Genomic DNA, 22599 nt, shown 5'->3' on the forward strand with positions numbered 1-22599 from the left:
ACGGACTCGACCCGCTTTAGTTGAGAGGCATTTGCTCATTTCGCGGCACGATTTTCGGGCTTCATCGCTCCCCTTCGTTTTTAGCTTATTTGATGAGCCGGTGCGAAAGCGCCTCCGTGCGGATCGACGTATCAACAAGGTTCGCAATATCGATAGGCGCGCTGAGATTGCCCGTGTCGATGAGCAATTGCTTCATCCAGCCGAGCTTCTCCATCGGTACATTCATTGTCGGGTCGAGGAGATTCAACTTGATAGCCTGGTCATAGATATAGACCGGGCGTGGATCATTAGGCTTGAGGTTCAGCGTTTTGACCGTCAGGTCGATGGACGCCTGCTTGTGCTCCATCGCGAAGCGCGCGCCGTCCATTTGTGCGGCAACAAAGTTCACCACCTCGGCGCGATCCTGCGCGATCTTGCTTGCGGAAACATAGGTGCACCACCGCAGGAAGTTCGGTAATTCCTGATGCGCGTCAAACAGGAGATGAACCTGGTGGTCCGCGGCAAAGGGCACGAATTCCGTCGAAATCGCCGCGGCATCGACCAAGCCCTGGCTCAAGGCGCGAAAACGGTCCGCATCACCGCCGAGCGACGCAAAACGCACGCCCGAAAGCGGGATGTTGTGCTTGCGCAGAATGCCGCGCGAAATCAGATCCGGCAATGAGCCAGGATTGGAGATCGCGAACGTTCCGTTCTTAAGCTGATCGATAGTGGCGATTTTATTAGTCGAGAAAATCCCATAGGACAGACCCGGCCAATAGCATCCAACGAGCTTGATATTGGCACCGCGCGACGCCGCGATAATCGCGCCCCCGGGGGTCCCTTCGTAGCTGTCAACATCGCCGGCGATGAGCGCCTTCAAAGCCAAGGCGTCGCCTTTCACCGGAACGTATTCGATATTGAGCCCATGCCTGCCGGCAATGTCGGATTTGCCTGCCATCATCGCGATGCCAGAGTCCGATTTTGGTTCGACGATGGCATGGCGCCAGGTCACCGTCTCGGCATCGGCGGTCCCCGCTGCGCCCAGTAAGAGAAGCAGCGCGTAAGAAATCTTTTTGATCATGTGTCCGGGTTTCCTGAAATCGGCGCGTTCATCTCGACATCGCTTCGCCGCTGCTTGGCAATTCTCTCGCCAGTTTTGAAATATTCACTTTGCGTTGCGAGTTTCGCCTGCTCTTCCAGCCAATCCGGCCAATTGCCGAGATCGTAGCCGAACCACGGGCTTTCCGGCTGCAAGGGGCGAAGCCCGAGCTTGTTCCAAAGCTCACGCGCTTCTTCCATGAATTCCTGCTTCGGCAGGGCGATCGGCGGAAAGTCGCCGCGCATCGTCGCGTTGATCAAAACGGATGCGCTGCCCGCGGAATTGGTCTCGTTGCGCGGGCCATGGCCCGGGTCTTTTTTGTCCAGAATCTTGAGGTCGTTCTGCGGCTGGGAGCGGTAGCACATCGCCCAGAAAATCGCGTCGGCATTTTCGGGATCGATGTCCTCGTCGACGGCAATGATCCACTTGCCGGCATAGCGATGCAGGGAGGCCGCGCCATAAAGCGCGCGCCAGATCTCCGTCTCCAAAGTGTTGCGAGCAAATTGGATGATGAAAAGCGCGATGACGCTCGTCATCGGCTCATGCATGTGAACCCGTTTGACGCCTGCAACGCCCATTGTCGAACGCAGATGATTGAAAAGAACCGGCTCCATCGCCGCGCGACGGATGACGCTCGACTCGCTCGGCGTAACCTGACTGATGAACGACGGCAGGATCGGGTTCCGCCGCCGGGTAATCGCCGTCACTTCCATATAGGCGTTGTATTCCTGCAAATTGACATAGCCGTGGGATTCGCCGAAGGGCGCTTCCGGCTCCAGCATGTCCGTTTCGATGAATCCCTCGATCACGATCTCTGCCTGAGCCGGCACGAGAAGATCGACCGTTTTCGCGCGCACGACCTCGATCGGCGTCCCGGTGAGGGCACCGGCAACCCAGACCTCATCGAGGCTTTCCGGCATTTTCTGAACGGCTGCATATGAGACCGCCGGCGGACATCCGAGGACGATGGCGCACGGAAGCCGCTCACCACGCGCCTTATGTTTTTCCCAATGCACAAGGATGCCGGGGCGGATCTCGACAGAGGGATTCATGCCGATGCGGCGGGGCGCTTTGATCTGCCCGCGATAATTGCCGACATTCTGAATGCCCGTATCGGGATCGCGCGTGATGTAATGCCCCGCGGTCAAATAAGGCGCATTGTCCCATCCGGGTGTCGAGATCGGCACAGGAAGAGACTCGAGACCGCGTCCGGGCTGATCGAGTTCATCGTAAAGCGTCACGATATCGTGACATGCTGCATGTTCGACCACGACCGGCGCGAGCGGCGTAGCGAGCGCCTTAAGCCAACGGTCGCGAATGGCGTCGAGATCGGCACCGAAGCCGACACGATAAATCTCGCGACTGCCGGCGAGACCTGCGACCAGCACGGCGGCATCGAATTTCCTGCCTTTTGAATCCGTCGGATTCAGAAACAGGAAAGCACGCCGTTCCGCTTCAGGAATGCTGCCGCGATATTGCCACCGCACCAGCGGATGCATGATCGTATCTTTATTGACAGGCTCTTCGACGACAAAGAGAAGGCCCGCTTCGGCAAGATTCCGCACGTGATCGTGCAAATCTGGATAGAGGTGAGTCGACGCAGTTTCACGCGCGTAACAACTAAGTTTTGATTTCATCTCATCCGAAATTGCCACAACGCACCACAATATCTCACGCGGGGACGAGCGCAGCCCGCCGCACAACCCGATGCCATTATTTTGGAACCTCCAAAAGCGTAAGATTGTATGACGACGTTAGTCAAGGCCATTCTGGTCGCGATGTTTGTACCCCGCCAGCAGGCCGGCCTGCGCAGTTTGCAGCGTTAGTGACCGCTCTCAAAATATTGTCTTACAACCTTACGATTTGGCATGGAAACTGCCTTCCGATGCCGTGTTGATTAGTCGGCGAAATGCGGGGACTTCGTGAAACTGATCTGCACGGTGTTTGGGCGGTTGTTAATCGCGGCGCCAATTATTGCCTACGGTTTGGGCGCGGTCGCTCCGGGTACTGCCAAGACATAATTCGTAAAAACCTCCCCTCGACTCAGAGAATGAATGATGGCTGCACGTAAGTGCTTTGTATGGCGTGTCGCAGGGTTGGCATTGTCTTGCATTGCCGGATTTTCTGCCTCCGATCTTGTGGCCGCGCCCGACCAGACCGGCATTGTTCATACCGACGTGGGAGACGTCCGGGGTTTGATCAACGGCGACGTCCGCCGCTATCTTGGCATCCCTTACGCGGCGCCCCCCATTGGTGCGCTGCGCTGGCGACCGCCAGTCGCCGTGCATCCGTGGCCAAGGGTTCTGGATGCGACGAAATTTGGCGGAACTTGCGCGCAGGCTCAGCGCGGCGTCTTCGCAGCACCAAGCCAAAACGAGGATTGTCTCTATCTCAATATTTATGCGCCACGGGAAACAAACGCGGCGGCGCGCAACCCCGTGATGGTGTGGTTTCACGGCGGTGGACTCTTCAGCGGTGAAAGCAATGATTATGACGGGAGCAAACTCGTTGCCCGCGGCAACGTGATTGTCGTCACATTGAACTATCGCGTTGGCGTGTTCGGATTTTTCTCGCATCCTGCCTTGAACGCCGAGGGGCATCCTTACGCAAATTACGGCATCATGGATCAGCAGTTCGCGCTGAAATGGGTGCAGAGGAACATTTCGGCTTTTGGCGGCGACCCGAACAACGTCACGATTTTTGGTCAATCGGGTGGCGGCACCAGCGTAATGGCGAATTTGGTCTCGCCGCTTTCGAAGGGTTTGTTTCAGAAAGCCATCAATGAAAGCGGAACCAGTATCCAGGTCGTAACGCCGGCCGCGTCTCTCGATGACGGTGTGCAATTGGCCAAGTCGGTCGGCTGTGTCGGCGCGGACTCGGCGAAATGTCTACGCGCACTCAGCGTCAAGCAAATCCTCGATCATCAGGCGCCGATTCTTCGTCACGTTGTCGTCTTCCCAGCGATCGACGGCACAATCATCGCGAAAACGGCGTTCGACGCTTTCAGCCACGGCGCATTCAATCACGTTCCGGTTATGACGGGCCTTGTTGCCGACGAGCAAAGCTTCTTCATGTCGGAACTCAAGACGCATAAACCGGCGCTCCCGGTGGAGTATGAGGCGCTCGTTTCCTCGTTTGGACATCAAAATCGAGACAAAATCGCAGCCCGCTATCCGTTGAACAAATATCCGAGCCCGGCCTTGGCAGAAGTAGCGGTCGCGCAAGGCTTCAAATCATGTACCGCGCGCCTTCTTGACCGAGCTTGGGCGAAATACGCGCCGGTCTATGCCTATGAATTCCGCGACCAAACGGCGCCGTCCTATTTTCCCAAATTCAGCTTTCCGATGCGCGCATATCATACGGCCGAACTGCAATATATCTTCCCCCTCTTTCACGGCGGCCAGGGTACGCCGCATGCGCTGAACTCGGCGCAGGAGAAACTTTCGGATCAGATGGTGGATTATTGGACAAGCTTCGCGCGGACGGGCAGACCCACAAGCCGCTCAAGCCAGCCGTGGAAGCCTTACGATGCGCAAACCGATAATTATCAAGTGCTGGATCTGTCGGTCGTGAGCAACGCCGGTGGCTATGGAAAGAAATACGATTGCGAACTTTGGGACGCGATTCTTTCATTTTGATCCGATCCATCAGAGTTCGCGACATAACTGAATTGCGGGATCGTAACCTAGACGCCTATTCCGGCGGCCCATACAGACGAAACTCCCGCCTTGGCTTCCCTCGGAACAACGAATGCTAAGCCTCATCGATGAGCTACTGAAAGAACAATTCCTGCAGACGATTGATGGCACCGATGCCGCGAGCGTCTTTGAGGATGTCATCAATCCGGCGACCGGTCGGCCCTTTCACCGCGCGCCCGTAGCCACAACGGACGAGTTGGAAGCCGCGGTGGCGGCGGCCCGGCGCGCGCAGCCGTCGTGGACCGCGCGAAGCTGGGAAGAGCGTGCGGCGGCGCTGGAAAGCTTCGCCAAGACCATCGAGACAAATGTCGAGCGCTTGGCGCACCTTTTCACGCTCGAACAAGGGCGTCCGCTGGCCGGCGCCCGCATCGAGATCGGATTAGCTTGCCGATACATTCGTCTCTTGGCGGCGGTGCGGCTTCCTTCACGCGTCCTTGTCGACAACGAGGTCCGCCGAATTGTCGAGCGATGGACGCCAAAAGGCGTCGTGGCTGCCATTGCGCCTTGGAACGCACCCGTCGTACTTGGCATGGCGAAAATTGCCACTGCCCTCATCGGCGGCAACACGATCGTCATCAAGCCGTCGGAGCTAACGCCGCTCTGTACCCTCGAGCTTGGTCGACTCGGCCGGAAGGTTTTCCCGCCGGGCGTTCTCAACGTCGTCTCGGGGGGCCGCGCGGTTGGCGCGGCTTTGGTCGAACTTCCCGGCTTCGACAAAATCTCCTTCACCGGATCGACGGCGACGGGCCGCTCGATCGCAGGCAAGGCCGGAACGCTTCTGCGCCCCGTGACGCTGGAACTCGGCGGGAACGACGGAGCAATCCTTCTGCCCGATGGATCGATCGAGGCCATGACGACGGCCGCGACCCTGACCGGCCTTGTGAATTGCGGCCAGTTCTGCGGCGCTGTTAAACGCATCTATGCGCCCCGCAACCTTTACGAAGCGGTCTGCGAGTCTTTGACGGAGCGGGCCAAAAAAATTGTGATCGGCGACGGCCTGTCACCCGGCGTCGAGATGGGTCCCATCCAAAACAAGGCTCAGTTCGACAAGGTTTGCGCCATCGTGGATGACGCTCGTGCCGCTGGCGGCCGCATTCTTACCGGCGGCGAACCCATAGCTGGCGACGGATATTTCTACCCGCCCACATTGGTGGCGGACCTCACCGACGGCGTTCGACTCGTCGACGAGGAACAGTTTGGACCGGTCATTCCCATCGTCCCCTATGACGACCTGAACGACGTGATCGATAATCTCAATGCCGGCCCCTATGGTCTCACAAGTTCGATCTGGACCGCCGATCTCGATCGCGGGGCGGAGCTGGCATCACGCCTGACTGTCGGTACAGGTCTGGTCAATCAACATGGTGGATTCGACGCCTCCGTTCCCATGTCGCTCATCAAACAATCGGGCATCGGCGTGGATTACGCGGAATACGGCGTCAAAGGCGCCATGAACCTTCAGGTGATCAACATCAACAAGACTGTGAGGCACTAGCGAAGAGAATTGCGTAGAGCGACAGGTGAGGGAGCTTATGATTAGTGACGTCAATCAGACTGTCGCTTAGTGCGTCATGTCCAACACTGGTTCGCTCATACGCCAAGCGCCAAGAGCAGCGCGGAGCGCAATTGTTCAAATCTCGGATCAGAGTGACGGCGCGGCCGTTCAAGCGGAATATGCAATTCGGTTCGGAGGCGTCCCCCCTCCAGGACGACGGCTCGGTCAGCAAGCAGCAAGGCTTCGTCCACGTCATGCGTAACGAGAAGAACCGAACAATGATGCTTGGCCCAAAGCTCCAAAACAAGCCGTTGCGCACGATTTGATCAGAGTTCAAACCGAGGAGGCCATAAACCAGGAGGGAGGCGGCCACGATATTCCTTCCCTCACGACGCCTCCGGCGACGTCAGACGCTCCCACGAGCTTCCATCTTCTCCAAAGAGGCCAGATGTTTCATTGGCCGCCCTCGGGACTGCGCAAGCAATCACGGCCGACGCCCACCCAGTAAAGGTTGCCAGCGGACGGCGCGCAGCATTCGACGTAAGTGCCAGCTCGCAGGACCTTTAGAAAATTTCGATTGAATTTCGTCGCCGGTTCAGCCCTCGTTGAAATCGTTCCATCCTGATCGGTGGGACCGAATATTGCTTCCAAAAGATTTCCTGTTGGCTTTTTCCGCGGACGTCCGGGTCGCCGCCTTCGTGTCGATACGCTCCCGATTTCTGATTGATGATTAAATTCCTATCCTCTCCGCTTCGGAATTTGGCTGCCGGCCTCGCGTTCATGCTCGTGGTCTCGGTCTGCGCGACTGCGGCGTATGTGGCGAACGGGTGGAGGCTCGGCGACGCGCTCTACATGGTCGTGCTCACCGTTTACACGGTCGGTTACGACGAAGTTATACCGATCAACACGCCGGAATTGCGCGCGATCACCATCGCATTGATTGTCACGGGCTGCACCGGGATGATCTTTCTGACCGGCACACTCATTCAGTTGATTACTGCTAGCCAGCTCCAGCAATTATTTGGATTTCGCCGCATGCAAAAAGAAATCGACCGCCTCACCGATCATGTCATCATCTGTGGTTACGGCCGCATTGGCCAGATGCTTGCGCGAGAGCTTCAAGCAGGAAAGTCCGCCTTCGTCATCGTCGAGCGCGGCGATGGCCGCATGACCGCCGCGCGCGAACTGGGCTTCCTCAGCTTGCAGGGCGACGCCACGGATGAAGACGTCCTGCGGCTTGCAGGTATCGCGCGCGCGCGGGCCTTGGCGACCGTTCTGCCAGACGATGCGGCGAATGTATTCATCACGCTCAGCGCTCGCAGTCTCAACCGCGAGCTGACGATCATCGCACGGGGCGAAGCCGCATCTACGGAAGGCAAGCTCATTCAGGCCGGTGCCGATCGCGTCGTGCTGCCGACACGGATCGGCGCAGAACGGATGGCTGAGCTTTTGCTGTACCAGAATGTCGCCAAGGTCTTGTCTGGAATTAAAGCCGGGGACCTCGACCGGCTCGGCCGCGATCTGCGCCGCCTGGGTCTTGAAATCGAACTTGTCGCCGCGGAAACCGGCAGCCAGAGTGTCGGCACCACCATTGGCGAGCTTGAGGCGACTGCCGCAGGCGCCTTTCTCGTCGTCGCAATCGAACGACAGAACGGAGAAATCTTGCTCCAACCAGCGGCAAATATTGCAATTCAAGAAGGCGACGGCGTTGCGATCGTTGGCAGACCAGGCCGCGCTCAAACCGTTGTGTCCGTTTTCGCGCGGTCGACCGTGAGCTGATTGCGACGCGAAGCGTGTCGAAGATACTGCGCATAGAACGCCGCCAACGTCTCAGTTCTATATATTTTGGGCCGCCGAGACCCATCGAGTTTATATGCGCTTCTGCCCATGTTTTCCGCGATCGGAGTCGAAAAGGCGATCGCACATGGACCATCATTATAACCGCGGCGACAAAGCGGACGAGAGCGTCGGCCAGCAAATCATTTTCGAATCTGGAATCTGCATTGCGACGCTCTTGGCCATCGGCATTGCCTGCGAACTCGTCTTTCGCGCGTCTTGAATAACGACGAAGCCGCCACGCGTGAAGACGAGCCGAGAACGCAGGCAAGACATCTCGAGACGCAGATAAGTAACGTCGCAAGATAAGCCGGGTCGGCGGAGCTATTCCCTTGCGTTTATAGCAAATCATACTTGCGCATGAGGTTACAGAAAGGTCGACTTCTGATATTCTCCGCATGTGTTCAGGAAGTCGCTAAGCATTTTGTCGATCTTAGCAGTCGGCGTGACGGGGGTTGCGTTGGCCCATCCAAATATCACCGTCGAGACCGTTCATGTCGAACATGTGCGGATCGTCTCGGCAAAGACGTTCGCCCAGGCGAAAGCCGCGCTCGAATCACAGGTTCCACAGCTCGACCCAGCGGTCGCCGCCGCCTTGAACGCAGGCGATTCCGAGCTCGCGCAAAAGCTTGAGCGTGGCGTGCCGCTTTTTATTTTCCTGAAACGCGATCACGGTGCACTCCTCAAGGCGCAGGGCGGCGCTCGTCATGCGATTCAATACGAGATTGGCAATCCGCTCACCGCATCGCTGATGACCAGGCACAAATTCCAGGCCGCGCTCTACGCGCCGCTTCGCGTCGTGCTCTACGAGAATTCAAATGGTGCGGCGACATTTGAATATGACAAGCCATCTACGCTTTTCGGACAATTCGGTGATCCGCAGGTCGATAAAGTCGCGCACGACCTTGATCAGGAGCTGGAGCAGGCGTTGCGGCGAGCCGCCGAATGAAGCGCCACGCTTCTAATGAATCATATTGGATATGAAGCGCTGAGCGCGCGAGGACAGGAAGCATGAAAGTTCTTTCGATCAACGGACAATCGCACCAGGTCGACGTGCCGGATGACATGCCTTTGCTTTGGGTTCTGCGCGACGTCCTGGGCATGACAGGCACAAAGTTCGGCTGCGGCATCGCTCAATGCGGCGCATGCACTGTCCATCTGGCGGGCCAGCCCGTGCGCTCTTGCCTGTTGCCGGTGAGCGCCATCGGCGCGCGTCCGGTGACGACGATCGAGGCCGTCGGGCAGACGGCGAACGGCCACAAAATCCAGCAGGCATGGCTCGACAAAGAAGTCGTGCAATGCGGCTATTGCCAGTCCGGGCAAATCATGTCGGCCACGGCGCTCTTGAACCAGACTCCGCATCCGACCGACGCTGATATCGATGCAGCGATGTCGGGCAACATCTGCCGTTGCGGGACTTATGTCCGTATTCGCGAGGCTATTCACGCAGCCGCGTCGGCTTAAGGAGGCAGCCATGGGATATGACATGCCCTCGCGGCGATTTGTGCTGAAAGCAGGCGCGGCGGCGGGCGGTGGCCTGTTGCTTGGCCTGCATCTGCCGAGCCTTGCGCGCGCTACGGCGGCGCCCGCCGCCGTAGATCTCGAACCCAACGCTTTCGTGCGTATCGATACGCGGGGAACAATCACCCTCATCCTGCCGCACACCGAGTTCGGGCAAGGAATCTACACAAGTTCAGCCATGCTGATGGGCGAGGAACTCGATGTCGGCTTGGATCAGATTGCGGTCGAGACGGCGCCCCCGGATATCAAACATTACATCGATCCGCTTCTCGGTGATGAAGCCACAGGCGGCTCGGTATCAACACGGGCCGACTGGGTGCGTTTACGCGAGGCTGCGGCGGTCGCGCGGACATTAATGGTGGCCGCAGCGGCCAAGCGTTGGAATGTCGACCCCGCGACATGCCGGGTCGAACGCGGAATCATCCATGACGCGACCGGTCGATCGCTTGCTTACGGCGATGTCGTGAGCGACGCCGCGCAATTGCCGGTGCCCGCGAATGTCAAGCTTAAGGATCCGTCGCAATTCAAGCTGATCGGCACCAGCGCCAAACGGATTGATACACCGCCCAAGGTCAACGGGACTGCCATCTACGGTCTCGACATCATCGTGCCCAATATGCGTTTCGGGACCGTTGCGATCACCCCCGTCAAGGGCGGCAAGCTCGTCAGTATGGACGAGGCGGCAGCACGCCAGGTACCGGGCGTCCACGACGTCATCTGCAACGACGAGCGCGACGCAATTGCCGTCATCGGCGATCACATGTGGGCGGCGAAGCAAGGGCTCGAAGCGCTCAATCTCAAGTGGGACGCCGGAGAGAACGGCGATGTGACGCTCGAAACGATCATATCGGCGATGGATCGGGCGTCGCACAACAAAGGCGTCGTCGCCAAAAAGGAGGGCGATGCGGCGGCGGCGATCAAGGGCGCGGCGACGCAGCTTTCGGCAATCTATCAATCGCCGTTTCTGTCACATTCGCCGATGGAGCCGTTGAATTGCACGCTGCACATCAAGCCGGACAGCGCTGAAATCTGGCTCGGCACCCAGGTTCCGGTGCGGGCGCAAAAGGCGGTCGCCAGCGTCGCCGGCCTGCCGCAGGACAAGGTGACGGTTTACAACCAGCTCATGGGCGGCGCGTTCGGCCGGCGGCTCGACATCGATAGCGTCGAAGTCGCGGCCTCGATCGCCAAACATGTCTCCTATCCGGTCAAGCTCGTGTGGACGCGCGAGGAAGACCTGCGCCACGATTATTATCGGCCCTATTATTATGACCGTGTCGCCGCCGGCCTCGATGCGGATGGGAAACTCGTCGGCCGTACGCATCGTGTCACCGGCCCGTCTATTCTCGCACGCTGGGCGCCGCCCGCTTTTAAAAACGGTCTCGATGATGATGCCGTCTTATGCGCGGCTGAGACGCCTTACGAAATTCCCAATGAATATGTGGACTATGTCCGCAACGAACCACGCGCGATGAACACAAGCTGGTGGCGTGGCGTCGGCCCGACGCACAATCTCTTCGTCGTTGAGAGTTTCATTGACGAATTGGCCCATGCGGCCAAGCAGGACCCGGTCGAATTCCGTCGCAGCATGCTCAAGAAAAATCCGCGTGCCCTCGCGGTGCTCAATCTCGCGGCGGAGAAGTCCGGCTGGGGAAGTCCGCTGCCACGCGGCACCGGACGCGGCGTCGAGTTGCAATTCGCGTTCGGCAGCTATCTCTGCTGTATCCTCGAAGTCGAAGTGACACCGCCCGGCGAGATCAGCCTGCGCCGCGCTGTCGTCGCGGTCGATTGCGGCATGACCGTCAATCCCGACACCGTTGAGGCGCAAATCCAGGGCGGTCTCATCCTCGGTCTCGGCACGGCCATGTACAACGAGATCACGCTGACCGGAGGCGCGATCGACCAAAGCAATTTCCACGATTACCGGGCAATGCGCATCAACGAGGCGCCGAAGATCGAAGTCTATCAGATCCGCAATGGCGAAAAGCCCGGCGGCATCGGCGAAACAGGGACGGCCGCCGCGGCGCCGGCCTTGGGCAATGCGATTTTCGCCGCCACGGGAAAGAGATTGCGCCGCCTGCCCTTCGGGCGCGGACAATTGAGCGGAACCTAGCAGACGGCAACTGATCCCATTGTGAGGATGGACGCTCGCGCATGAAAAAATGGCTCGCTTTCGCCTTTGGTCTCGCCGCGCTCGCCGCTGTGGCCGCGGCCGTATTCTTCTTCTTGCCCGCGGGGCTCGAACCCGTGGCGGCAAGCGCCGCGCAGCCGAGCGGTGACGCGCTGATTGCACGCGGCGAATATCTCACCAAGGCCGCCGATTGCGAAGCCTGCCACACGAATCCCGGCGGCGCGTCTTTCGCCGGCGGCCGTAGGTTTGATCTGCCGTTCGGAACGCTCTACGCCCCCAATCTCACGCCGGATCGCGAACACGGCATCGGCGCCTGGAGCAATGCGGAATTCGTACGTGCCCTGCACCACGGCATCGGCCGCAATGGCGAAGACCTCTATCCAGCATTTCCCTATGCGTCTTATGCCTTGCTGTCAGACGACGATGCACTGGCGATCCGGGCCTATCTCGCGACCGTCAAACCGATCGCCGCGACGCCGCCCGCCAACGATCTGAAATTCCCGTTCAACCAGCGCTATCTCATGCGGGCTTGGAAGCTCCTGTTCGTCCCGGGCCATCGCTTCGAGGCCGATGCCTCAAAGGATGCGGCCTGGAATCGCGGCGCCTATCTCATCGGGCCTCTGGGCCATTGCGGCGAATGCCACACGCCGCGCAATCTGATGCAAGGATTGGATGACAGCCGCAAGTTTGCCGGCACGAAACAGGTCGGCTGGCTCGCCTATAATCTCACCAGCGATCCCGATCATGGGCTCGGCGGCTGGAGCGACGCGCAATTGGCGCAATACCTTTCGGTCGGCCACGCCGAAGGACACGGACCGGCGTCTGGGCCGATGGCGGAGGTCATCGGATTTAGTCTGCGCTATCTGAGGCCCGACGATATCCGCGCGATGGTCACCTATCTGCGCAGCATCCCCCCCCAATCGGATGGGCCGCCTGCCGCCGGACGCGGGGCGCCAACCGACGTAAAAAAGCCTTCGCTTGGCGCGCATGTCTTCGTCGAAGCTTGTGCCGGCTGCCATCTGCCGAGCGGTCACGGCCGCCAATCGCCCTGGGCGGCGCTGGCCGGCTCGCACACGACCGCCGATCCCAACGCCAACAATCTGCTTCAAGTGCTGGCTCAGGGAACGCAGATTAAGACTTCGCAGGGCCTGATGTTCATGCACGCGTTCACGAGCGCCTACACGGACGAAGAGGTCGCCGCGCTCGCTACTTACACCTGCGCGCAATTTGGTCAGACCACCTGCCATGTGACGGCGGATCAGGTGCATAAAGTGCGTGGGGACGTTCCGGCGAAGACGGAAGAAGCCTCGCAATGATCAGCGGCTGGAAACGATCGAGAACGAATTGCCCATAATGTTCACGGGGACGCTGACGACCGCGCCAAGTGTACTGGTCATCTGATCCGCTGCGTCAGACGTCGCGACATGGTTCTTTTCGATGCCGCTTTGAAGCACGTGCTCCAATTGCGGGGCGATCGCGGCGATCTGTGCGTATTTGTTGTGATCCGTCGGATCGTCGCCGTGCACGTTCGTCAAATCGATAACCACAGCGCCAAGTTTCGCCAAATCTTGGACGTTTCCATCGTCGCCCACGCGAGTCTGTCCGCCCGCCAGAAACTTTGACAGGGCCAGAGCCTTATCATCCTTCGAGAGCACGATGTAATAAGGCTTTTTGAGCTTTCCGTAAGCGCGCAAATCCGATTTGAAAACGTCGATATCGATGTCTGGCGCTGCAAGAAGGACCAGCCCGATCTTCTCCGGATGTTTCAGACCGCCTTGCATTTTGATCTGACGCATCGCTTCGACAAACACCCAATTGCCCATGGAATGCGCGAGGATGTTGACCTCTTCCGCATTGCTGTCAGTCAGTAAGCGAATTGTGTGGGCAAGCTGATCGCGCGCCGCTGTGGCGCTGTTATTGTCGTAGAGATAGTCCGTCAATTTGCCCCGCGAAGCCCAGGTGAACAGCACCGGCACATGATCCGTGTGCGCATCGTGAACGACCTGCGTAAAGCCATAGAGCGCCTCGGCAAACATCGTGTTGAAGCCGTGGACGAAGAGGAAGATTTTGCGATGGCCGGGCGGACGTTTCGCCAATTCGGCATTGACCGTAGCGAGAAACGCCCGATCTCCATCGATATAGCCAGCGTCGCGGACCGCGAAATCGCGGCGCGGATCGCCGGGCGGCGTCTGCGGCCATTCGATCTTCCCATCGACATGCGTCGGAGGCACCGACATGGTCGCTGACGCGTAATCGAGCCAGTCAGCGCGAAAGCCGCTGTACAATGTGCCCGGCCGCGCGTCGCGCTCACGCGTCGAAGCGATGAGAATCGTATGCTCAGTCGCGCTGGGCGCTTCGTAGGCCGTGGTCGCCAGAAAGCCGCTCTCAGGCCGCGCCGCGCAACCCATCATCAAGTCCATGCAGACGAGCGCAAGCACGGCTGGAAGCCAGCGTCGCAGCCCTAATCTCGCAAGACTTGAGAACAACGAATCCCCCTGAGCAAATGCCGCGGCCGGAAGCCGAAGAGCTTCTGACAGCGGCCTTCCAAAACTCTGTCGAGTTCGCCTGCCTTTGTCACGCGTCAGAAAGACGGTAGCCTTCTTAGCCCGCCCGCCACCTGCCAGACGCCGAGGGATTCTAAGCAAATGTTTTCACTAGGCTTATAAAATTGAGCTGGAGCCGCGGCAGTATGTTCTTTTGGTAAACACTTTCCAACGCTGGAATCGTTTCGACGCATTCTTTGGTCTTGTGGCCGATTTGCAACGAGGATTTTGATGTCGGTCGCCAACAAAATGGCAATTTCCAATTTTCCCGGCAGGACGGGAAATATGTCCGCTTCAAAGGCTAAGCCTGCTGCAGCTAAAATTGCGTGCAGTTGAACAAGGCGGCGAACATGGGAGACGCCGATGCGCGTGCAAGCCGGATTGCTATCGATAATTTTCGCCGTCAGCCTCGCGGGCGCATCGTTCGCCGATCCGCTCAAATACGACACGGACAAGGATGGGACGCTCGATCTGGCCGAAATGGAAGCGGCAGCAGGCGCGGCATTCGATCGGCTCAACAAGGATCAGGACACCACCCTCGAATATAAAGAAGCCAAAGGCCGCCTGAGCAAAAAGGCGTTCGTCGCGGCGGACCCCGACAAGGACAATTCGCTGACCAAGGACGAATATATCACGATGGCCGAAAAGCTCTTCAAAGCCGCCGATCTCGAAAACGACGGCACGCTCGACGCCAGAGAATTGCGCAGCCGCGCCGGCCGCGCCCTTCAGCGGCTTCTAAAGTAGGCTCGTAAAAAGGAAACACGGCCAAGACATTGCCTTGGCCGTGCTGAAGAACTGAATAGCTAGATGAGTTTAATGCACCATCGCGTGGAAGCCGAATAAAATCGCCGCCAGAACGAGGACAGCGAGAGCTGTGCTCCACAGAAGAACGTACAGAATAGGCACGTCTTTGCGGCCGGCGCGAGCACGGTTGGGCTTCAACTCAACCGGATGTTCATCAGTGCCCGAATGATAGCGCGTGTCATGGTTTGTCATGCGCGGCTCCTTTGGCACAGCAACTCTGCGCCTCACCGCGAGTTCCAGCATTATGGCCCTCAGTTTCGCGGCAGGCTTTGACGTAAGCGAAAGAACTCCGTCCAGGGATCGTCCGAGAGGCGCTGAAGCCGGTTGCTGAAATTGCCGATCGTGAATTGGCTGCCGCTGAGAACGCTGTCGAGTTCGTCCCACGTCAGCGGCGTGGATATGCCAGCTTGTGGCCGCGCCCGTGTCGAATAGGCCGATACGACTGTCGCGCCGCGCGCGTTGCGCAAATAATCGACGTAGATGCGCCCGGTCCGCTGCGTCTTGGTGACGGTCGCGGTGTAGTGCTGCGGAGCATCATGCGCCATGGCCTCAGCCAGACCGCGGCAGAAATCCTTGACCTCCGCCCAGTCGGCAGCGGGCTTCAAGGGGGCGACGACATGCAGGCCTTTGCCGCCAGTCGTTTTGACGAAGCTTTTGAGCTTCTTGTCAGCAAGCCGCTGACGGACCTCGTGCGCCCCGGCAATGAGAGCGGAAAACGCAACGTCTTCGCCGGGGTCGAGATCGAAGATCAAACGATCTGGATGATCGAGATCGTCGGTGCGCGCACCCCATGGATGAGTTTCGAGCGCGGCTGATTGCACGAGCGCCACGAGCCCATCGAACGACTTGATACCGAGGATCGGCTGCTTTTCGTGCGGATCATCGATTTGGAGGATATGATCGTCGATACCGGCCCAGGGATGTTTCTGAAAAAAGCCGCCCTGCGCGATGCCGTTCGGACAGCGCAATAGAACCAACGGCCGGCCGACGAGATGTTTCTCGATCAACGGCCAGACCATTGCGTAAAAATCCGCGAGTCCCTGCTTGGTTACGCCCGCGTCCGGCCATAAGACGCGATCGGAATGCGTGAGTTTTATGCTTGTCTTCGGTGTCTTGGCGTCGTTCGGCATGGCCGCTGCCTTTTCACGAACGATGTCTTTCGGGTCTTTATCTTCGCGCAAACCTTTGAACGAAGCCTGGCGCAAATTCGCATCCGCCGTCCAGCCGCGAAATTCGACCTCCGCGACCCGTGTTGGTTTGACCCACACGGCATTGCGGCGTGCTTCCGCCGAGAGCGGTGCGCTGAACGCGGGCTTCGCGACTTTTTCACGCGATAGATCGGCAAAAAGGTCGGCAGCCATTTTGTTGGAATAGCCCGTGCCGACGCGTCCTGCGTGTCTAAGCTCGCCCTTGTCGTAATAGCCAACCACCAGTGAACCGATCGCCTTGCGCGCCGTCGTCGAGGGGACAAAGCCCGCGATGACGAACTCCTGCCGGTTGGCGCATTTTGTCTTGATCCATTCGGTGGTGCGTTTGGAAATGTAGGCGCTGTCGCGCTTCTTCGAGACGATGCCTTCCGCGCCGAGGCGGCAGACGTGCTGCAGCATCAGATCGCCATTCTCGTCGAAATGTTCGCTCAAGCGCAGAATGGCGTCCTTCGGTGCGGTCATCAGTAGCGCCGCCAGAGTCTCCTTCCGTTCGACAATGGGGAGCGCCGTGAGATCGTAACCGTCGATAGCGAGAAGGTCGAAGGCGTAATAGACCATGCCGCTTGCATCGCCTTCACTCAGCGCATTCTGCAAGGCCGAGAAATCCGAGACGCCGTTTTCCTCCTCAACGACGACTTCACCATCGATGATGAACTCCCTGCCAGCGAGCGCCGCGATCGCAACTGCGATCGTCGGAAAGCGATCCGTCCAATCGAGGCCAGTGCGTGTCCGCAGCCTGACCCTGCCAGCTTTCGCCACGGCTTCGATGCGATAGCCGTCGAATTTCAGCTCGTGAATCCATTGCGTACCTGAAGGCGCCGCCGCAGCGAGCGTTGGGAGCATGGGCGGGAGAAAGTCCGACTGCGCGTTGCGCTTTGCGCCCTTGGGCGGCGTAAAAGCATAACCGCTGGTCTTTCTGCCAGCCGGCTTGCCCGCTGGCTCGTTGGCTTTCGCGGGCTTCGCCGAACGCCGCTTCGCCGAGGCCGGATCGGATTTGACGACACTATCCAGCGGCGCCAGCGCACGCGCACGTGGCGAACCTAGCGTCTCGATCCGTCCCTGTGCCGCCCGGCCCGATGTCCAGCGACGGCTTTTCTTGTCGCCAGCAATGTCATCGATCGAGCGCCCGCTAACGACCGAATTGGGCTCTTCTTTCAGAATATCCGGATCGCGCGGTCCTCGCGCCTCTTCGTCGTCACCCTTGATCAGGAGCCAATTGTCGCCCTTCTCGCCCGGCCGCGGATGCATACGGACAAGATGCCAGCGGCCCTTCAGCTTTTGGCCGTGCAAAACGAAATCGAGATGGCCCTTGGCATAGCCGGCATGCGGATCGCCGTCCGGCGTCCAAGTCCCGCGATCCCAGACGATCACGGCGCCGGCGCCATATTGCCCTTCGGGGATCGTGCCTTCGAAGCCCCCGTAATCGAGCGGATGGTCCTCGACATGAACGGCGAGGCGCTTTTCGCCCGGGACCAGGCTCGGCCCGCGCGTCACCGCCCAGCTCTTCAGCACGCCATCGAGTTCAAGCCGGAAATCGTAATGCAGGCGCGTCGCGTCATGTTTCTGCACGACAAATGAATGACCGCTGCCGCGGCCCTTGGCGCCGCGCGGCTCCGACGTGACGTCAAAATTGCGCTTTTTGTGATAGGCCTCGAGCGCCATGGAAGCCCCGCCTTTCAGCTCGCCTTGCTGACACGCCGCTTCGTTGCGGACTTCGCAGGCGCCGCTTTCTTCGCGGCGCTATGCGCCTTTGCGGACGTTTTGCCCGTTCCGCGCCGGCCGGATTCAGCGTCGACGCTACGGCGCAGCGCATCCATCAGATTGATGACATTGCTCGGCGTCTTCGGCTGCGGCGCTGCCGGGAGCGGCTTGCCGGCGCGCTTGGCCCGGATCAGATCGACGAGCGAATCCTGGTAGCGATCCTCGAATTTCGACGGATCGAACTTGCCGCGCTTGGTATCGATGATGTGCGCGGCGAGGTCGAGCATCTCCTTCGAGAGTTTGACGTCGGGAATCGATTCGAAATAGGGCTTTTCATCGCGCACTTCATATTTGTAGTGCAGCGTCGTCGCGAGCAGGCCACTGTCACGCGCCTCAATCATGATGATGCGCTCGCGGCCGGACAGCACTACGCGCGCGAGGCCGACCATGTTGCTCTTGCGCATCGCGTCGCGAATGACGACGAAAGGCTCGTCGGCAACTTTGTCGTCGGGCGCAAGATAATAAGAGCCGTCGAGATAGACTTCGTCGATTTCATCGCGCGGCACGAAGGTCTCGATGTCGATCGTATGCGTACTCTCGATCGCTTGCTCGGCGATTTCAGTTTCATCGAGCGTGATGTAATCGTTCTTGCCGATTTCGTAGCCGCGAACCATTTGTTCGCGCTCGACGATATCGCCCGTCACGGAATCGATATATTGCTGTCGAAGCCGGTTGCCGGTTTCACGGTTGATAAGGTGAAACGAAATGCGCTCCGTCCGGCTGACCGCCGGGAAAAGCGCAACGGGGCAGGAAACCAGCGAGAGCTTGAGATAGCCCTTCCAATTCGCACGCGGTGCCACAGCTGAGACCCTCGGTACTGATCGGAAGCGGGCGCGCCGCTCCCGACTACGCTAAACTATGACCATTACACCACATAAGCCCAAGCAACGCCACGCGAATGAAAGCGTCCAAGACGCGCAGTGGAGCCAACGTCAATCATGCTAAGATGTTCCGTGGCGTCTGCCGCGTGAGGGGGGCGCCTCCGCAGGGTTTAATCATCCGGCAGTATCGCGTCGCAGCAACGGACACGCTACGACTCCTTAGCGATATGTGTTAATCATTCGTGCGGCGGGACACACCGCTATCTACGTCCTGCCCATAGGACGGCTTATCGTTCACTCACATGAAGAGGGATTTGCCTTGTCTGGAGACAGTCTCCTGATCATTCTCGTCGTCGGCGTCGTCGCAGGCTGGCTCGCGGGCCAGATTTTACGCGGCACTGGCTTCGGCCTCGTCGCCGATCTCTGCATCGGGATTATCGGCGCGTTCATCGGTAATTGGATATTGCCGAAGCTTGGCATTCATCTTGGCGCGCATCTGCTACCGCAGATCATCTCCGCGACAATCGGTGCGATCGTGCTGCTCTTGATCCTTGGCTTGTTCAGACGGCGCTATTGAACTAAGCTTCAACCATGCCTTCGAGCCGCGGCGCACACACAAGCGTCGCGGCTTTTGCATGTGCAACCCCCGCGTCGCGACGGAAACGAAGCCATGGCAGACTTCTTTCAAACGGCCTTCGTCACGCTGCTCGTGACTTTGGACCCACCGGGACTTGCGCCGATCTTTATCGCCTTGACCCTGGGCATGACAAAGATCGAAAAACGCGAAGTCGCGGTCCGCGCCAGCATCATCGCCTTCGCCATTCTTTTCATATTTGCACTTGGCGGCGCCACCGTGATGGCAGCGCTTGGCATTTCCCTGCCGGCGTTCCGAATCGCAGGCGGCCTTCTGCTTTTTTATACAGCGTTTCAGATGATTTTCGCCGAGCGCGGCCAGCGAAAGAAGGAACTCGCGACCGATGCGGTGACGATCGACCACGTCAACAATCTCGCCGCCTTTCCCCTCGCGATGCCCCTGATGAGCGGCCCCGGTTCGATCACCGCGGTAATCCTGCTCGCCGGCCGGGCGAGCGGTCATTGGCGCGAGCAAACCGGCCTTATCCTCATCATCCTTGTGGTGATTTTGATGTGCTACATCGTGTTCCTGATTTCGGAGCAAGTGGCGCGGATCTTCGGCACAACAGGCACGCTGGTTCTCGGCCGGATGTTGGGCGTGATACTGGCGGCCCTCGCGGCACAATTCGTCATTGACGGAATCCGGACGATTACCGGCTAACGCGCCTACGTGCGTGTCGCGAGCCCGTCCATCCAATTGCGATACAGCCCGGTCGCCGAAGCACGCCAAGTCTTGGCCGGATGCACTCCGTCAAGCAAACTCGTGAGTTCGCGGTGCGGCTGGCGGCTGCGCCCGTCCATCACGCGCTCCGCAAAGGACGACAGATGACTTTCAATCGGAGCATCGAAATAATTCTCCGGAAACGCTGGGAAGTCCGGCCGTTCGCCGCGCAGGAAGCGCGTTACATCGCGGCGATATTCGCGCAGCAGCGATTCCGCATCATATTCGGGATGACCCTGAAGAAAAACGAAGAGGCTGCCGGCTCGCTTGACGAATATATCGACGCCGACTTTCGGTGATGTACTGAGAACTCGATAATCGCGCGCCGACAGCGCAGCAAGATCAAGATCATTGAGCCGCGAATGCGGGATGCTCAGCATCGGACTGAGACCGCGCGTCAGCGGGTCGTCCGCCACGACGGTGCATCCAAAAATGCCTGAATATTTTTGTGCGACGCGGACGCGCTTGATGCCATCAAGATGTAGCACTGCCGCGTGCGCAGCGAGGCAGGAGAAAATCGTTGAACGCGTATTGCCCGCCGCCCAATCGATGAGCCGCGTGAGGCTCGGCCAATAGGGTTCGTCAGCGAGAGACGCCGCCTTCGGCTCGCAGCCGGTGATGACGAGCCCGTCGAGCTTGTCGCGCGTCAGCTCATCAAGATCGCCATAAGTCTCTTTGATGTGCCGCGCCGCGCCTTCGCCGCGGGCAATGCCAGGCAGCGCGAAAAACCGCACCCGCACGCGGCGCCCATCCGCGGCGTGATCGATCAAAGCCTTGAACTGCCGTTCGGTCGCCGCCAGGGTCGCGTCGGGCATATTGTTGACGATGCCGATTTCGACGCATTGCACACCCGCGGCCCGCTCTTCGTCGGGCTTTGTCTGTATCGCTATATCGGCCGATGCGCTCATTCGGCCGCCCTGCTCTGGCCGTGCACAGCGGCCAAAGCCTGATCCAGATCTTCGATAATGTCGGTGGCGTGTTCGATGCCGACACTGATCCGGATCATCTCCGGCCTGACGCCGGCCTTGCGCTGCTCCTCCGCTGTCATCTGCCGGTGCGTCGTAGACGCTGGATGGCAGGCGAGCGATTTCGTATCGCCGATATTGACCAGCCGCTTGATGAGCCGCAACGCATCGTAAAACGTCTTACCGGCATCGAAACCGCCTTTCACGCCAAAGGTCAGCAGCGACGACGCTTGGCCGCCGAGATATTTCTGCGCCAGTGCGTAATATGGACTGTCCGGAAAGCCGCTGTAATTCACCCAGGCGACACGGGGATCAGCGCGGAGAAACTCCGCAACCTTGCGGGCATTCTCGACATGCCGCTCCATACGCAGCGCAACGGTCTCGATGCCTTGTAACAGCAGGAAGGCGCTATGCGGCGAGAGCACCGCGCCGGTCGTACGCTGATAAACGCTGCGGCAGCGCTCGATGAAAGCACGGGGGCCGAAACGCTCGGCATAGACGAGTCCATGGTAGGAAACATCGGGCTCGTTGAACATCGGGAAGCGGCGCTTCTGCTCGGCCCAAGGAAAATTACCCGAATCGACGATCGCCCCGCCAAGCGTTGTGCCATGGCCGCCCATGAATTTCGTGAGTGAATGCACGACGATATCGGCGCCGTGCTCGATCGGCCGCCAGAGAATTGGCGTCGCGACCGTATTATCGACGATCAGTGGAACACCGTGGCGATGGGCGGCCTGCGCCAAAGCTTCGATATCGCAGATATTGCCCGCCGGGTTGCCGATCGTCTCGCAGAAGACGGCGCGCGTGTCGGCGTCGATCAGGCGCTCGATCGCGGCCGCGTCGTCGCTTTCGGCAAATCTCCCCTGGATGCCCTGGCGTGGCAGAACATGCGCCAGCAACGTGTGCGACGTGCCGTATAGCTGCGGCACAGAGACGATGTTGCCGCCGTGGTCAGCAAGATTGACGAGCGCGAAATTAAGCGCCGCCTGGCCGCTCGCCACCGCAAGCGCAGCGACGCCGCCCTCAAGCGCGGCGACCCTCTTTTCGAGCACATCGACGGTCGGGTTGTTGATCCGGCTATAGCGGAAGCCTTCGACCTCGAGATTGAAGAGAGCCGCGCCATGGTCGGCGCTATCGAACTCGTAGGAAACCGTTTGGTAGATCGGAACCGCGACGGCTTTCGTCGTCGGCTCGCTCGTATAGCCGCTATGGACCGCAATGGTTTCCGGCCGCAATTTGGATTTCCACATCGACACACTCAATTCGAAACTATTGTCTCAGCCTGAGACCCATCACGTCTCAGAATGATCTCCCGTCGGGCCCTGCTGCGCCTCAGCGCAGAAACCATGCCGGTCATAGCCAATGGAGGCTAAGAAGAGCTTAGCCT

Annotated in this window: 20 protein-coding genes; 12 read left to right on the forward strand and 8 right to left on the reverse strand. The window is 59.2% G+C overall.

Features of this window, described 5'->3' with window-relative positions; genetic code table 11:
• Nucleotides 1–85 precede the first annotated feature (85 nt).
• Together WDN02_RS01510 and WDN02_RS01515 are read right to left on the reverse strand one after the other, a co-directional pair.
• Complete coding sequence (locus WDN02_RS01510) at nt 86–1060, reverse strand: ABC transporter substrate-binding protein (RefSeq protein WP_337291828.1); 975 nt, start codon at nt 1058–1060, stop codon at nt 86–88.
• Nucleotides 1057–2715 carry a UbiD family decarboxylase domain-containing protein gene (locus tag WDN02_RS01515; RefSeq protein ID WP_337291829.1) on the reverse strand — a complete coding sequence of 553 codons (1659 nt, stop codon included), beginning with the start codon at nt 2713–2715 and terminating at the stop codon, nt 1057–1059. The genes WDN02_RS01510 and WDN02_RS01515 overlap by 4 nt, the downstream gene beginning before the upstream one ends.
• Nucleotides 2716–3132: 417 nt before the next feature.
• Here WDN02_RS01515 and WDN02_RS01520 point away from each other — a divergent pair, with 417 nt between their 5' ends.
• The 9 genes from WDN02_RS01520 to WDN02_RS01560 all read left to right on the forward strand — a co-directional run bounded on the left by WDN02_RS01520 (nt 3133) and on the right by WDN02_RS01560 (nt 13072).
• Nucleotides 3133–4716 carry a carboxylesterase family protein gene (locus tag WDN02_RS01520; RefSeq protein ID WP_337291830.1) on the forward strand — a complete coding sequence of 528 codons (1584 nt, stop codon included), beginning with the start codon at nt 3133–3135 and terminating at the stop codon, nt 4714–4716.
• A gap of 112 nt (nt 4717–4828) precedes the next feature.
• Nucleotides 4829–6271, forward strand: coding sequence for an aldehyde dehydrogenase family protein (locus WDN02_RS01525; RefSeq protein WP_337291831.1), 1443 nt, complete (start codon nt 4829–4831; stop codon nt 6269–6271).
• A gap of 179 nt (nt 6272–6450) precedes the next feature.
• Complete coding sequence (locus WDN02_RS01530) at nt 6451–6597, forward strand: hypothetical protein (RefSeq protein ID WP_337291832.1); 147 nt, start codon at nt 6451–6453, stop codon at nt 6595–6597.
• A gap of 400 nt (nt 6598–6997) precedes the next feature.
• On the forward strand, nt 6998–8050 hold the full coding sequence (locus WDN02_RS01535) for an NAD-binding protein (RefSeq protein ID WP_337294835.1): 1053 nt from the start codon (nt 6998–7000) through the stop codon (nt 8048–8050).
• Between the two features lie 145 nt (nt 8051–8195).
• Nucleotides 8196–8330 carry a hypothetical protein gene (locus WDN02_RS01540; protein WP_337291833.1) on the forward strand — a complete coding sequence of 45 codons (135 nt, stop codon included), beginning with the start codon at nt 8196–8198 and terminating at the stop codon, nt 8328–8330.
• 201 nt (nt 8331–8531) lie between these two features.
• Complete coding sequence (locus WDN02_RS01545; protein WP_337291834.1) at nt 8532–9056, forward strand: DUF302 domain-containing protein; 525 nt, start codon at nt 8532–8534, stop codon at nt 9054–9056.
• 62 nt (nt 9057–9118) lie between these two features.
• Nucleotides 9119–9571 carry a (2Fe-2S)-binding protein gene (locus WDN02_RS01550; RefSeq protein WP_337291835.1) on the forward strand — a complete coding sequence of 151 codons (453 nt, stop codon included), beginning with the start codon at nt 9119–9121 and terminating at the stop codon, nt 9569–9571.
• Nucleotides 9572–9581: 10 nt separating this feature from the next.
• Nucleotides 9582–11738 (forward strand): molybdopterin cofactor-binding domain-containing protein, encoded by a 2157-nt coding sequence (locus WDN02_RS01555; RefSeq protein ID WP_337291836.1) that lies wholly within the window; start codon nt 9582–9584, stop codon nt 11736–11738.
• A 41-nt stretch (nt 11739–11779) separates the two neighbouring features.
• The gene (locus WDN02_RS01560) at nt 11780–13072 is read left to right on the forward strand and encodes a c-type cytochrome (RefSeq protein ID WP_337291837.1); all 1293 of its coding nucleotides are present in this window, start codon (nt 11780–11782) and stop codon (nt 13070–13072) included.
• Here the strand turns inward: WDN02_RS01560 and WDN02_RS01565 are convergent, their stop codons facing one another.
• Nucleotides 13073–14242, reverse strand: coding sequence for an alpha/beta hydrolase (locus tag WDN02_RS01565; protein WP_337291838.1), 1170 nt, complete (start codon nt 14240–14242; stop codon nt 13073–13075).
• A 420-nt stretch (nt 14243–14662) separates the two neighbouring features.
• On the opposite strand from WDN02_RS01565, the gene WDN02_RS01570 reads away from it, so the two are divergent.
• Nucleotides 14663–15043, forward strand: coding sequence for a calcium-binding protein (locus WDN02_RS01570; protein ID WP_337291839.1), 381 nt, complete (start codon nt 14663–14665; stop codon nt 15041–15043).
• Nucleotides 15044–15112: 69 nt separating this feature from the next.
• On the opposite strand, the gene WDN02_RS01575 is transcribed toward WDN02_RS01570, so the two are convergent.
• Genes WDN02_RS01575 through WDN02_RS01585 form a run of 3 tightly spaced genes read right to left on the reverse strand, consistent with a single transcriptional unit; the run spans nt 15113 to nt 18872 of the window.
• Nucleotides 15113–15295, reverse strand: a complete 183-nt coding sequence (locus WDN02_RS01575; RefSeq protein WP_337291840.1) for a hypothetical protein — start codon at nt 15293–15295, stop codon at nt 15113–15115.
• 59 nt (nt 15296–15354) lie between these two features.
• Nucleotides 15355–17973, reverse strand: a complete 2619-nt coding sequence (gene ligD, locus WDN02_RS01580; protein WP_337291841.1) for a DNA ligase D — start codon at nt 17971–17973, stop codon at nt 15355–15357.
• A gap of 14 nt (nt 17974–17987) precedes the next feature.
• Nucleotides 17988–18872, reverse strand: coding sequence for a Ku protein (locus WDN02_RS01585; protein ID WP_337291842.1), 885 nt, complete (start codon nt 18870–18872; stop codon nt 17988–17990).
• Nucleotides 18873–19212: 340 nt separating this feature from the next.
• Here WDN02_RS01585 and WDN02_RS01590 point away from each other — a divergent pair, with 340 nt between their 5' ends.
• Complete coding sequence (locus tag WDN02_RS01590; protein WP_337291843.1) at nt 19213–19470, forward strand: GlsB/YeaQ/YmgE family stress response membrane protein; 258 nt, start codon at nt 19213–19215, stop codon at nt 19468–19470.
• Between the two features lie 93 nt (nt 19471–19563).
• Nucleotides 19564–20187, forward strand: coding sequence for a MarC family protein (locus WDN02_RS01595; protein WP_337291844.1), 624 nt, complete (start codon nt 19564–19566; stop codon nt 20185–20187).
• A 5-nt stretch (nt 20188–20192) separates the two neighbouring features.
• On the opposite strand, the gene WDN02_RS01600 is transcribed toward WDN02_RS01595, so the two are convergent.
• Nucleotides 20193–21155, reverse strand: a complete 963-nt coding sequence (locus WDN02_RS01600; RefSeq protein WP_337291845.1) for a homoserine O-succinyltransferase — start codon at nt 21153–21155, stop codon at nt 20193–20195.
• A complete protein-coding gene (locus WDN02_RS01605) occupies nt 21152–22447 on the reverse strand; it encodes an O-acetylhomoserine aminocarboxypropyltransferase/cysteine synthase family protein (RefSeq protein WP_337294836.1) in 1296 nt (431 codons plus the stop codon). The genes WDN02_RS01600 and WDN02_RS01605 overlap by 4 nt, the downstream gene beginning before the upstream one ends.
• Nucleotides 22448–22599: the final 152 nt, after the last annotated feature.

It is taken from the genome of Methylovirgula sp. (genome assembly GCF_037200945.1).
Taxonomy (GTDB): Bacteria; Pseudomonadota; Alphaproteobacteria; order Rhizobiales; family Beijerinckiaceae; genus Methylovirgula.